The 12,912-nt window shown below is 70.0% G+C and carries 8 protein-coding genes; all 8 read right to left on the bottom strand.

The genetic code is table 11. The features are described 5' to 3' along the window. Positions 1 to 5 precede the first annotated feature (5 nt). A complete protein-coding gene (locus Pla163_RS09795; RefSeq protein ID WP_145187226.1) occupies positions 6 to 1,082 on the bottom strand; it encodes a polysaccharide deacetylase family protein in 1,077 nt (358 codons plus the stop codon). A 7-nt stretch (positions 1,083 to 1,089) separates the two neighbouring features. Beyond that, complete coding sequence (locus tag Pla163_RS09790; protein WP_145187223.1) at positions 1,090 to 2,190, bottom strand: GNAT family N-acetyltransferase; 1,101 nt, start codon at positions 2,188 to 2,190, stop codon at positions 1,090 to 1,092. Between the two features lie 100 nt (positions 2,191 to 2,290). Continuing rightward, on the bottom strand, positions 2,291 to 3,700 hold the full coding sequence (locus Pla163_RS09785) for a B12-binding domain-containing radical SAM protein (protein WP_145187220.1): 1,410 nt from the start codon (positions 3,698 to 3,700) through the stop codon (positions 2,291 to 2,293). A 336-nt stretch (positions 3,701 to 4,036) separates the two neighbouring features. Then, the gene (locus Pla163_RS09780; protein ID WP_145187218.1) at positions 4,037 to 5,335 is read right to left on the bottom strand and encodes a glycosyltransferase family 4 protein; all 1,299 of its coding nucleotides are present in this window, start codon (positions 5,333 to 5,335) and stop codon (positions 4,037 to 4,039) included. Continuing rightward, positions 5,332 to 8,283, bottom strand: coding sequence for a lipopolysaccharide biosynthesis protein (locus Pla163_RS09775; RefSeq protein ID WP_145187215.1), 2,952 nt, complete (start codon positions 8,281 to 8,283; stop codon positions 5,332 to 5,334). The genes Pla163_RS09780 and Pla163_RS09775 overlap by 4 nt, the downstream gene beginning before the upstream one ends. Then, positions 8,280 to 9,491 carry a glycosyltransferase family 4 protein gene (locus Pla163_RS09770; RefSeq protein ID WP_145187212.1) on the bottom strand — a complete coding sequence of 404 codons (1,212 nt, stop codon included), beginning with the start codon at positions 9,489 to 9,491 and terminating at the stop codon, positions 8,280 to 8,282. Before Pla163_RS09770 ends, Pla163_RS09775 begins: the two co-directional genes overlap by 4 nt. Beyond that, positions 9,488 to 10,714: a glycosyltransferase family 4 protein gene (locus Pla163_RS09765; RefSeq protein ID WP_145187209.1), complete on the bottom strand. Its 1,227-nt coding sequence runs from the start codon at positions 10,712 to 10,714 to the stop codon at positions 9,488 to 9,490. The genes Pla163_RS09770 and Pla163_RS09765 overlap by 4 nt, the downstream gene beginning before the upstream one ends. Then, positions 10,711 to 12,888 (bottom strand): sulfatase family protein, encoded by a 2,178-nt coding sequence (locus Pla163_RS09760; RefSeq protein ID WP_145187206.1) that lies wholly within the window; start codon positions 12,886 to 12,888, stop codon positions 10,711 to 10,713. Before Pla163_RS09760 ends, Pla163_RS09765 begins: the two co-directional genes overlap by 4 nt. Positions 12,889 to 12,912 lie beyond the last annotated feature (24 nt).

Raw genomic sequence — 12,912 nt, 5'->3', positions numbered from 1 at the left:
GACCGTCACTCGCCGAGCTCGAGCCCCACGCGGCGCAGCAGCTCGAAGCCCCCACAGGCCTCCGCCACCAGAAGGTGCAGCGGTGTTCGGTCGTCCACGGGCAGGCGCCGCAGCTGCAGGCGATCGTCCGAGGGCCGGTTGACGCCGGCGTGGGTGTTGACCGCCAGCTCGAAGCCCACGTCGCGCGCGGCCTGCATCGAGTTCTGGTCGTAGTCCCAGCGGCGCCCGAACGGGTAGGCGAAGGTGCGCCCCGCCGCCGGACCCAGTTCGGCCACCATGCGGTCGCGGCAGTGTCCGATCTCGGTGCGCGCGTCGTCCGGCCCGAGGCGCGACAGGATGACGTGGTTGACCGTGTGTCCGCCCAGCTCGACGCCGCCGTCCCGCAGGGCGCGCGCGTCGTCCCAGTCCATGTAGAGCGCGTCGCACAGGGCCCGTTCGTCGCCGCCCGCCTCGCGGAAGAGCTCGTCGACGACGCGGTCGCGTTCGCCCGTGTCGACCTCGTACTTGAGCACGCGCTTGAAGCGGTAGAGCAAGCGCTCACCCGGCCCTTCGAGACTCGCGAGGGCCGTTCGCCGGTCCGCCTCGACGCGGCAGCGCTCGACGTAGGCGCGGGCGCAGGCCTCCTCGCCTCCGTCGCGCACGATCCAGTGCAGCTTGTGCGTCCAGTTGACGCGTCGTTCGTCGAGCGGGCGCGACTCGAGGAACACGGTGGCCGAGGCGCCGAGCTCGGACAGCACGGGCAACAGCCGCGTGCGGTTGTCCTTGTAGCCGTCGTCCATGGACAGCGCGACGAGCGAGGGGCCCGACGTCCCCGCGTCCAGCGCCGACATGCCCGCTCCGACGTTGGTCAGGACGTAGCCGCGGCGCCCGAACCACGACAACACGCGGCGCAGGGTCTCCTCGCGCATGGTCATGTCGCGCGGCAGGAAGCCGTTCACGGAGTCGTCCTCGACGCAGTGGCCGAAGAGGATCGTCATCCGGCGCGGCATCAACCGGTCCACCACGCGGTGCAGGCCGGTGTGGAACAGGAGCCGTGCGTAGCCCTCGCGCAGGCCGAGTTTCAAGCGGTGCTTCAATGACATGGCGGATTCAGCCCATCGTGGCGTCGTCGCGGTCCCCGTCGGTCAGGTACCACGAACGCGCGTCCAGCATGGCACGGGCCACGGGTTCGTCGTCGCGGTGGACGTAGCTGATCACGATCAGGTGGTTCTCGTCCTTGGGCGGCAGGAATCCGTATCCGGCGAGCTCGGAACTCCACCAGCTGTCGTCGATCGCGGTGGCTTCGAGCGCGACGGCTCCGGCCGCGGCCGCCTCGTCCATCGCCGCCGCCGCCAGGGCCGCGCGAACGACGAGGTCGGGCGCCAACATGTCGACCAGGAAGGCGGTGTCCGGTCGATCGGGCAGCGGGCGCTGGACGACGGCGTAGCCCTCGACCGCGGTGCCGCGCCGCGCGATCAGGATGCGGTGCAGGCCGGACGGGTTCTGGGCGAAGCGCCAGTCCAGGTACTCCGCGTCGCGGTGGACCATCCAGTCGAACTGGCGCTCGACGGAGCGCGAGATGTCCCCCACCACGCGCGGGAAGCTCGGTTCGACGTGCACCTGGACGCCGGCTCCCGTCCGCGCCAGCGCACGTCGGGCGGCGGCGCAGCGTCGCGCGTCGAACGGGGCGGTCAGGCCGCGCAGGCGACCTTCGCGCGTGCGGATGCGCCGCGCGCGGGCACTGCCGTCGAACAGGAAGGTGTGCGGCCGGATCCGGCCGATCTCGTTCCAGCCCAGCTTGCCGACGAATAGTGGCGCGCTCTTGCGGTTCGGGAGACCGAAGACGGCGGTCCAGCCGGCCTCGGCCGTGGCGCGCATGCAGGCGCGATCGAGGTCCGAGAAGAGCCCCTTCCCGCGGGCGTCCGGATGGGTCATCACGTCGCCCGTCTGGCCGACGGTCGTCGCCTCCTCGCCGCGGTGCAGCACGCGCCTGGGATTGCAGGCGTATCCGCTGACCGCCCGAACGCGCGTCCCGTCCGCACCCAGTTCGTCGGTCACCAGCGTGATCGAGCCGCCGTGCGGCCCCTGGTCGTAACGCCAGCCGAGTTCGGCCGCGTCCAGGTCCTTCTTGAAGCTGGCGTTGAAGAGCCGGGCCTGTTCCTCGCGGTCGGCGGAGGAACAGGCCCGGATCGAATAGGCGCTGGCGTTCATGGGGTCAGCGTACCCCCGACCCACCAGAGATCGGTGCGCCGAAGACCCGTGCGCGGAAGATCGGTGCGCCGAAGACCGACGCCCCGAAGGACGGGCGCGCTCACCCCGCGTGCAGGTGGTCGATCTTGTTGCTCGGCGGCGGAACCAGGCCGAGGGCGCGGCCGACGCGCTTCTTCGCGAAGGTCGGGTTCTCGAGGTAGTACAGGGTCCGCTCGACCATGCGGCGCGCGCGCTGCGGGTAGGCGTAGTACCACTTCTCGTAGTTGCGGACCATGTCCTTGCGGATCTGCTCCAGCTCGATCTGCGTGAAGTGCTCGTGGACGTAGGCCGAACGGTTCGACGACACGTAGTTGTCGCGCAGGTCCGTCAGGTCGATGTTGGCCTGGTAGTTGTCCCAGGACTCGGTGCCGATCAGCGGGTTGAACACGGACACGCGCACCAGGTCGGGCGACGCCATGCGCAGCACGCGTTCGGTCTCCTCGACGTCCGCGGGGCTCTCGCCCGGGCTGCCGACGATCAGGTAGACCTTGGCCCAGATGCCCGCGCGGCGCGTCATCTTGGCGGCCTCGACGATCGACTCCGGCGTGAGGTCCTTCTTGAGCACGTCGAGCATGCGCTGGCTACCGGACTCCCAGCCGTAGTAGATGCGGCGGCAACCGGCCCGGTGCATGTGCTTGAGCAGCGGGTAGTCGACGCAGTCGGCGCGCGTGTTCGCGATCCACTCGAACTTCAGGCCGCGGCGCAGGATCTCGTCGCACATCTCGTGGATGCGCTTCTTGCGGAGCGTCAGGATCTCGTCGACGAACAGCACCACGCCGGGGTTGTACGTCTTGACGATGTGTTCGAGCTCGTCGACGATCAGCTCGGTCGAACGGACGCGGAAGCCGCGACCCGTGAGCTCCTTCTGGCAGAAGATGCATTTGAAGGGGCAGCCGCGCGTCGTGAAGATGTACGCCAGGCGCTCCGGGTTCATCTTGAAGAAGCTGTCCATCGGGATCAGGTGACGCGCCGGGAGGGGCAGGTCGTCCAGCTTCTTGATCAGCGGCGGCGCCGGGTTGTCGACCCAGATCTCGCCCTCGCGCACGCCGGCCACGCCGGCGACGGCCTTGATGTCCTCGTCGTTGCCGCCCTCGATCGCCTTGATGAACTGGGGCAGCGTTTCCTCGGCCTCGCCCTTGATGACGTAGTCGAAGTGGCCGGAGTCCAGGAAGATGCCCTGGTCGACGGAGGCGTGCGGGCCGCCCATGACCGTGATCTTGCCCTTCTCCTTCGCGTACTTCGCCCAGGCGATCGCGCGGCGGATGTTCGGCGTCAGCGCGCTGAAGCCGATCACGTCGTTGCGCTCGATCGTCTCCTTCATCTCGGAGTCGTTCAGGATGCGCTCGTCGGCGAGCTCGACCGGAAGTCCCTGCTGTTCCATGGCGCCGCCCAGGTAGGCGATGCCGAGGATCATGGCGAGGGGGTCTTCCTGAACGTGCGGCTTGATGTAGGTGAGAAGTGTCTTGCGCATAGCAGGCGTTCCGGCGCTCGGCCGGGTGGTTGGCGGACGCCCGCGGAGGGGCGGCCGGGTCCACGGCGACGGTCGCTTCGGCAACCCCGGATTCGGGGAGGCTTCAGCACCGGGGGCTGTGGTGGTGGTCGGTCGTGGGCAGTGGTGCGCGCGGGATCGTCGCGCGGATGGCAGCTCGGTCCCAGGCGGCGTGCGGTCGTTCGGGCAGGTCTCGGACGGTCCGTCGCGCCTTCGCGTTCCGTCGCGCGGGAGCTTCGGAGGGCGGCTGCCGGAGCGGTGCTCCCTCCTCCTCGGCCCATCGTCGCCCCGAACCGGCGCTACGGGTGGAATTTCACCTTATCTCGCCTCGGGCCGGGTGACAAAGGACCCACGGGTCCGCAAAGCATCCTCGTACACATCCAGGAATTCGTCCGCCAGACGCTCGATCGTGAAGTGCTCCTGCACCCGGCGTCGACCGGCTTCACCGGCTTCTGCACGCAGCCTGGGGTTCTCCAGGAACTCCGCGATGCGGGCTGCGAAGCCGGCCACGTCGAACGGGTTCGCGATCGCGCCGGTGACGCCGTCCAGGACCACCTCCTGGCTCCCGCCGAACGTCGTTGCCACGACGGGCTTGCCGTGCTCCATCGCCTCGAGGTTCACCAACCCGAAGGTGTCGAAGCAGATCGACGGGGTGACGAAGACGTCCACGGCCCCGTAGGCCTGTTGGAGCTCGTCCCCGTCGAGCCAACCCGTCGGCACCACGGCGTCGTCCACGTCCAGGAGGCGCGCCTGGTCGGCGAACTCGCGGTCGTACACGTCGCGCTTGCCCATCACGATCAGGCGCACGTCGGGGATGTCCCGACGCAAGATGGCCAGCATCTCGAGGAGCTTGCCGACCCCCTTCTGCTCGTGGAGCCGCCCTCCGATGGCGATCAGCGGAACGCCCGTGAGCCCGCGCTTCGCCCGGAAGGCCGCGATCTCGTCCGGGGTCGGAAACGTCGTCTGGGGGCGGACGGCGTTCCAGACCACGCGGTCGACGCGGATCCGGTTGGCTTCGAGCACGGTCTTCAGTTCGTGCGAGACGGTGGTGAGGCGATCGACGTCGCGCTCCAGCACCGCGCGGATCCGAGCGTTCCGACCGGGTCGGTAGCGCAGGCGCTGACACGGGATGCACTTGCTCCAGTGGGCGGCGTAGTCGCGCTTCTCGCCCCGGGCCTGTTCGCCGCCGTGGAAGCAGGTCAGCTTCTGGTAGCAGAACGTCATGACGTCGTGCGTCGTCAGCACGACCGCCGCTCCGGCCCGACGCGCCGCGGTGAGACTCCCGTACCCCAGGTGCGTGTGGATGAGGTGGGCGTGGACCACGTCCGGCCCAAAGGCATCGAGGATCCGGCGCAGCGGTTCGCGGACGCGCGGGTTGTCGAGGCTCACCCAGGCCCGCAGGCGCACCGGGTAGTCGGAGTGGATGACGAAGACGCGCGTGCCACAGATCTCCTCCTCCGCGAACTCGCCCGGCCGCGCCCGCGCTTCGTCCTGCGTGCACGTGACGACCGCGGTCTCGTGTCCGAGTTCGCGCAGCCGTTCGGCGTGGCTGTACATCTGACGCACGGACGAGCCGATGCGCGGATCCGAGAGTTCGTTGAAGAAGAGGACCTTCACGGCGTCACGGTCTCCTCGGGGGCCAGGTCACGCAGGTGCGCGCCGCTCTTGAAGTAGTACAGGACGTAGGTGTAGTGCACGAGCGTCCATCCCAGGGTGCAACTCATCCCCCAGGCGATGCCGGTCGTCGGGTTGTGGTGGACGAAGAGCGCGACGACCGGCATCGCGACCAGGAGACCGATGAACGAGATGACGATCGCGACCCGCAGTCGGTTCGCCGTGATGTAGAAGCTGTCGAGGGCGCCCGCGAACCCCTGGAGCGCGAGGCCGAGGACCAGGATCGCGGCGAGTCGGGCCACCGGCTCGTGGTAGGTCGGGTCGAACAGCTGCACGACCAACAGCATCACCGGGTACGCGACGACGAGTCCTCCGGCCACGAGCAACCCGCCGACGCCCGAGATGCGCAGGAAGAGCGACTTGAAGCGCGCGGGGGTCTTCGAGCCGGCCAGGACCGAGAGGCTCGGCAGCGCCGTCCGGCTGAGCCCCTGCAGGAGGATGACGGGGATCTGCATGATCCGTTGGGCGATGCGGAAGTAGGCCACCCAGTCGTTCGCGCCAGCGAAGTTCTGCTGCACCGAGACGTGCTTGAAGATCAGCATCGGGAGGATGTTGAGCGCGAGCGCGTCGATCGTGCGCAGGACCCCCATTCGAAAGCTCAGCGGCAGGCCGTGCAGGATCGGGACGTCGCCGACCCGCGCGAGCACCGCGCGCACGGTCGGGAGTTCGCTGTCGGCCACGCGGGCGTCGCGTCGCAACACGAACATGGCCACCACCGAGGACACGCACGACGCGGCGAGCAGGCCCAGGATCGCACTCTGGGCGCTGCGTCCGACGAGGACGGAGGTGACCACGATGGTGATGCGCAGGAACTCGACGATCACGTCGAGGGTCGCGAGCGCGCGCATGCGTCGGGCCCCCTGGAGCGCGCACGTGACCGACGTCCGCGGCGCCTCGAGCAAGGGGGTCGCGCACATCCACCAGGCGAACAGCGCGATCTCCCGGTCGTCGGTGGCGAACTCGACCAGAGGCACCACGGTGAAGTAGCCGATCGCGAGCAGGACCACTCCGATCAGCGCTTGGACCTTGAACGCGAAGGCGAGCCAGGCCGCCACCTTGTCCCACTGACGGCGGGCGCGCGCGGCTGCGACCTGTGCGACGGTGGCCTGCACCACGCCCACGCTGAGGAGCATGTAGCACAGGCCGTACCCCGCCAGCGCGAGGAAGTACCGCCCCTGCTCGTTGCTGCCGATGAGGTGCGAGAGCGCGAGCGTGGACGCGAGTCCCCCGCTGGCCACGACCATGCCGGAGAGCTGCAACAGGCCCGCGTCGCGCGCGAAGCGGTTCGTGAACAGACGCGCGAGGAAGCCGCCCGTCCGAGCCTCCCCGCCCGTCGCGGCGTCGTTCTCGAGGTTCGATCCCGAACCCTCGAAGCGCGTGGGTTCCAGGGCCTCCACCTGCCGCGCGGGCACTTCGCCCGTGGCCCCTTCGCCCGCGGCCCCTTCGCCCGCGGCCCCTTCGCCCGCGACCCCTTCACCTGTGGTCGCTCCGCCGCTCGTCCGCTCCTCGGAGGCCGTCCGGGCTTGCGCGCGCAGCAGGGCCCGACGTGCGAAGTCCTCGACGTGCCGTCCGCTGCGGAAGTACCAGAAGATGTAGACGAGGTGGGCGAGCGTCCACGAGATGGTGAGGACCATCCCCCACGCTCCACCGGTCTCGGGCAGGTGGTAGCAGATGAACCAGAAGCTGATGAACGTGACGGTGCACTGCACGCCGATGATCCCGATCGCGACCCGCAGTCGTTCGGTCAGGATGTAGAACGTGTCGTACGCCACCATCGAGCCCATGGCGCAGTAGCCGATGGCCATGATGCGCACGAGGTGCACGACCTGTTCGTGGTACTCGTCCGGCGCCATCTTCACGAGCAGCGGCGACGCGAGCGTCGTGACCCCCACCGCGACCGCGACGAGCAGCGTCGAGTAGCCGGTGACGCGCAGGAAGGCGCGCCGGAAGCCCTCGCCGTCGCCGCGCCCGACGAAGTGCGCGAGCGCGGGGAGCGCCGTGCGGCTCACGCCCTGCATGAGGACCACCGGCAGGCGCATCAGACGCTGTGCGATGCGGAAGTGGGCGACCGCGGCCTCGGCCCCGGCGAATCCCGTCGCGGTGCCCGCCGCCTTGATCATCAGCGGCGGAACGATGTCGTAGGAGAGGGCGTCGAGGCTGCGCAGGACGCCGAGCCTGAGACCCAGGCCGAGCCCGCGGCGGACCGGGACGTCGCGGACCCCGGCCAGCACGCGCCGGATGCTCGGCAGCTTCATCCCCGTGCCGGCCGACACCGCGCGGAAGCGCAGGCTGCTGACGGCGGATCCGATGACCGTCGAGACGAGCAGTCCGAACACGGGGCCGTTGGTGTCGCCCGTGATCAGCGCTCCGCCCAGGACGCAGCTGAACCGCGCGATCTCGGTCAGGACCTCGATCCGCGCCACCTCCTTCATGGAGCGCGAGGCCTGGAAGACCGCCACCGCGACCACGCGCGGCAGGTCGAGCAATGGGACCGCGCACAGGATCCAGCCGAAGACTCCGATCGCACGACTGTCGAGCAACTGCTCGCAGATCCAGGGCAGGAACGGACCCACGACCAGCAGCAGGAAGAGACCCCCCGCCGCGTAGACCTTCACGAGGAACGCGAGCCATCCGGCCACGCGCTCGGCGCGGTTCTCGGCCACCGCGATGCCCATCTGACTCACCGCGGCCTGGGTGACCCCGGTGTTGAACAGCATGAACGCCAGCCCGTAGACCGACGTCGCCAGGATGTAGCGTCCCTGGAGTTCGGCCCCGATGAGGTGCGCGAGGGCCAGGGTCGAGATCGCGCCGAGGACGGCGATGATCCCGCCCGATCCTTGGAGGATCGCGGCGTCGAGGACGAAGCGGTTGCGCAGCAGCCGCTTGATCATCGCTCCGTGTCCGTACCCGTGCGTCGCGCCAGGACCTTCGAGTACACGCCGAGCACCCGTTCCGCATTGCGCGCCCAGGTGTTCGCGCGGGCGTGGGCGAGTCCGTTGCGGCCCAGCCGCGCGCGCAGATCCCCGTCGTCCACCAGTCGGGCCAGACCGGCGCTGGCGGCCTCGACGTTCGGCTCGACCAGGAGTCCGGTCGTCTCGTTCACGATCGCGTCCTCGGCGCCGCAGTCGAGCGTGCCGAGCACCGGCTTGGCGCAGGCCGACGCTTCGAGATAGACGATCCCGAAGCCCTCGAAACCTCCGTCCGCCGCGCGCACGGGCGTGTGGACGAACGCTTCGCAGCGCTGCAGCAGATCGCGCTTCTCCTCCTCGTCGACGTTGCCCACGAGGTGCAGCCGATCTCCCACGCCGTGCGCCTCGCCGATGGCGAGCAAGCTGCGTTCGTAGTCGTCGCCGGGGCGATTGCCGACCAGGACGTGGTGCAGGTCGGGGCGCTGCGCCGCCACCCGCGCCCAGGCCTCCAGCGCCACGTGGTGCCCCTTGCGTTCCTTCAGTTCGCCGATCCCGAGCGTGAAGCGCCAGTCGTGCCAGGGCCGTCGCCCGACCTCGGCCGGACGTTCGAACGGCGCCGGGTCGACGCAGTTCGGCACCGTCGTGACGTGGGCTCGCCCCACGTGCAGCGAGCCGACCTCGTCCACCGACTGCCCCAACACCTCCGCGAGGCGTCGAGCCGTGTAGCGCGAGACCGTGATCATCGCGTCGAAGCGCTGATAGGCCCAGCGCGACAGTCGACGATGCCGCGCGTCGAGCAACGGTTGGACGGTGTACGTGCCGTGCGCGGTCGCGACGAACGGCTTGCCCGCGAGCCGCGCGCCCAACAGGCCCACGAGGTTGTGCGGATAGTCCTTGATGCCGTGGACCAGGTCCACGTGCCGGGCGGCGCGGGCGACGCGCCAGGTGGACTGCACGAGGCTCGGCCAGAAGCGCGAGCGCGCCATGTAGAAGAAGTAGTCCGGCGGCAGCGTGACGGCCACCGGCCAGTGCTGGGGCACGTCGGCGCTCGTCGGTCGGTGCTTGCGCGCCAGATGGACGCGCGGCTCGAAGTCGGGGCGTGCCGCCTCGAGCGCCTGGAGCAGGCACACGGTGTAGCGTCCGACGCCGTCGAGGTCCGACAGCGAGTCCGTGAGATAGAGAACCTTCATCGCGCGCCCTGTTCCTCGATCCTCGCCGCTGCGCTCCGCTGTCCCATCCACTCGATCAGTCGACGCGCCCGCGAGTCCCACGAACGGCGAGTGACCTCCTTGCGCGCGTGCGTCACGAGCTTGATCCGCAGGTTCGGATCGCTGAGCACGATCGCGAGTCCGCGCGCCAGGGCGTCGGGGTCGTCGGGGGCCACCAACCAACCGGTCCGATCGTGTTCGAGGATGTCGCGCATGGAGAAGAGGTCGCTGGCGACCACCGCGGTTCCGGCTCCCATCGCCTCGAAGACCTTCAGCGGTGAGGTGTAGCGCGCACTGATCGCGGGCGTCGAGCGGTTCGGGACGACCGCCACGTCGGCGGCGGCCAGGTAGCGACGCACCTCCTCCGGCGGTCGGAAGCCGTCGAAGCGCACGTTGGCGAGCTCGCCGTGGCGCGCGCGCAGACCCGCGATCGCGTCCGCGTCGCCGCCGACCACGACGAAACGGGTGGCGGGCAGGCGCTCGGCCGCACCGAGCAGGACGTCGACGCCCTTCCAGGGCAACAGGGATCCGGCGTAGACCACCGTCGGCGCGTTCGGGGCGAGGCCGAGCTCCGACCTGGCCTGCTCCATCGGCGGCACGTCGACGTAGTGGTCGAGCGCCACGCCGTCGTGCTCGACCGTCACCACACCCCGATCGGCGCCGAGCGCGATCAGGTCCTCGGCCACACCCCCGGAGATCGCGACGAGGCCGGTCGCGCGGCGGCAGACCGCCCGCAGCCAGCGCCGCCGCAGTCGGCCACCGGGAACCCGGTGGATCTCGACGAAGACGTCGGGAATCCCGCGGCGCAACAGGGCGAGCGCCGTCTCCGCCTCGCGCGAGTAGACCCAGGCCCGGCCGGACTCGCGGCGCACCGCACGGGCGGCCGAGCGCGCGAAGCTCAACTCCTGGAGCCGCGCCGGGGCGTACTGCAGCTGCGTGGGAACGCGGTCGATCCAGTCGATGCACGGCAGCGCGACGACGTTGGGGCGCGGACCTGCGGGCACGCCGTAGTACTCGAACAGTTCGCGCCCGACGGGCAGCTGCGGCTGTGGATGCCGGCGCGCGTGCAAGAGCCTCACGTGGGAGACCCGGCTCGCGAAGGCACTGGCCACGTGCAGCACCTGGACCGATTGGGCTCGCAGGGACGGAATGCGCGCGTTCGCGACGAGGTCGAGCCGCTCGGGGAGATGCGCCGCCTGGTTCACTCGCGGTCCCGCTCGGCGCGCAGCTCGAGAACCCGCTGGCGCAGTTCGTCACCGCGGTAGCGGAACGTCTCCTCCGTGTAGCCGATCTCGGCCAGGCGCTCCAGCTCGGCCAGGGCGGCGCGCGTGTTGGCCTCGGTCTCGAGATCGCGATCGGAGCGCACGACCGCTTCGACGTCGATCGGCATCGTCGCGTTCCACTCGAGGAGTTCGGCGCGCAGTTCGTCGACGAGTGCGAGGACCTCCGCCCGCGCTGCCTCCGAAGCCTCGGGCGCCCGCACGATCTTCTCGAACAGGTCGTTGCGCTGCCTGGGGTCGGACTCGAGGTCGTGGAAGCGAATCGTTCCGAGGTTCTCCTCGAGCGCGACGGCCCAACCGTCCGGCTTCACGGCGAAGCGGTCGAGCACCAGCATCGCTTCGGGCGTCGAGATCGAGACGAACGAAGAGTCCTCGGCGTAGGTGAAGCGTCGGTCCCAGTCCGAGAAGCCGCGCATCATCGGCAACAGCGATGCGCCGTCGACCTCGTCCTGCGGCGTCGCGACGGGCGGCCGCTCGAGCCCCATGGCGTCGAGAACCGTCGGGAAGACGTCGATGCTCTCGACCGTTTCGGACACGCGCACGCCGCCCTCGAAGCCGTCCGGCCAGCACATCACCAGGGGCACGTGCAGGTTCGAGCGGTACATGTGGTTGTGCTCCCAACGTCCGCCCTCGCCGAAGTCCTCGCCGTGGTCGGAGCTGATGACGACCAACGTGTTCTCGAGGACTCCGCTCTCTTCGAGCTGGGCGAGCAGGACTCCGATGTCGTGGTCGGCCTTCGAGACGCCGCCCATGTACAGGTCGTAGATCTGACGCCGGTCGTCGACGGTCGGGACGTACTCGCCGCGCTCGATCGTGCGGCGGTCCTCGGCCCAGAAGCTCTGGATCGGCCCGTCGTACTCGGGATCCACGTACCAGGACCGGAAGGGTTCGGGCGGGTCGTAGGGCGTGTGCGCCGAGAACAGGTGCACGAAGGCGAAGAAGCGTCGATCGGAGTGCTCGGCGAGCCAGCGCTTCGCCGTCGTCACGTGCAGGTCCGGATCGAGCTTGGCCTTCGCCTTGGTCCAAATCGTGCCCAGGATCGTCCAGGCGCGGAACTGGCTCCAGCGGTCCGCCGACCGGATCAGGTCGTTGCCGCGCGTCAGTTCGCAGATGTCGTCGAACCCGCGCGCGAGCCCGGTTCCGTGGGACAGGGCCCCCATCAGGAACGCGCCGGCCGAGACGTCGCCGGGCTCCATCGCGACACCGTCCTTGCGCACCGCGGCGTCGAGGTACGACGCCATCGTCACGTTGGCCGGCAGCGCCACGCCGGGTGCCATCTTCATCAGGCCGTGGCGACGCGGGTACTTGCCCGTGAAGAACGAACCGAAGCTCGTCCAGGTGTACGGGGCCTGGACACTGGCGTGGTCGAACAGTGCGCCGCGCTCGGCCAGACCGTCGATCGCCGGCGTGCGCGCCCGTTCGTTGCCGTAGCAGTGCAGGGCATCGGCGCGCAACGCGTCCACCACCACGAAGAGCACGTTGGGCAGGTCGCGGTTGCGCTCGTTGAGTTCACCCGTCGACTTGGCGTGCGCGGCCTCGGTCCACATCCAACCCGCTCCGAAGAGTCCGCTGCCGGCCGCGAGAGCGAGCAACGGGAAGAACGGCAGCCGCCGCACGCCACGGGCCAGCACCAGAGCGACCACGGTGGCCAGCGCGAGGACACCGAGGGCCAGCATCAGACTCTGGGTGGACGCCACCGGAAGACCGGACTGGAAGCGTTGGCGCGCGACCCAGAAGCCGGCGGCGCCGAGGCCGAGAGCGAGCGGCAGGGCGGCTGCCAACACGGGCCGACGGCCCAGGAGGAAACCGCCGACGAGGCCGACCGGGGCGAGGAGCAGCGACCACAGGCCGATGCTCGCGGCCGTGCCGAGCAGGAGCTCGACCACGCCGGACGGGGCGCCGTCGAGCAGTTGCTCGGCCGGCACCGAGCGGATCGACAGCCAGGCGCGCAGGGCGTCGAACGCGCCCAGGGCGATGCCACAGACCAGGGCACCGCGCAGGCCCGCCGAACCGCCGGACGGGAGCGGGCTGCTGTCGGGGCGGTGCCCGGGATCGGGCGCGGAGCCGCGCAGCTCGGCGGCGTGCTCGGAGTCGTTCATCGGGGGAGACGGGCGCGGGACGGA

This window comes from Rohdeia mirabilis, assembly GCA_007750655.1.
GTDB lineage: Bacteria > Planctomycetota > UBA1135 > UBA1135.
This window is presented reverse-complemented; position numbering and strand designations above follow the sequence as displayed.

Bases quoted from the DNA above. Each gene is read 5' to 3' on its own strand.
- Pla163_RS09795 (WP_145187226.1), bottom strand. From the start codon at position 1,082: ATGTCATTGAAGCACCGCTTGAAACTCGGCCTGCGCGAGGGCTACGCA.
- Pla163_RS09790 (WP_145187223.1), bottom strand. From the start codon at position 2,190: ATGAACGCCAGCGCCTATTCGATCCGGGCCTGTTCCTCCGCCGACCGC.
- Pla163_RS09785 (WP_145187220.1), bottom strand. From the start codon at position 3,700: ATGCGCAAGACACTTCTCACCTACATCAAGCCGCACGTTCAGGAAGAC.
- Pla163_RS09775 (WP_145187215.1), bottom strand. From the start codon at position 8,283: ATGATCAAGCGGCTGCTGCGCAACCGCTTCGTCCTCGACGCCGCGATC.
- Pla163_RS09770 (WP_145187212.1), bottom strand. From the start codon at position 9,491: ATGAAGGTTCTCTATCTCACGGACTCGCTGTCGGACCTCGACGGCGTC.
- Pla163_RS09760 (WP_145187206.1), bottom strand. From the start codon at position 12,888: ATGAACGACTCCGAGCACGCCGCCGAGCTGCGCGGCTCCGCGCCCGAT.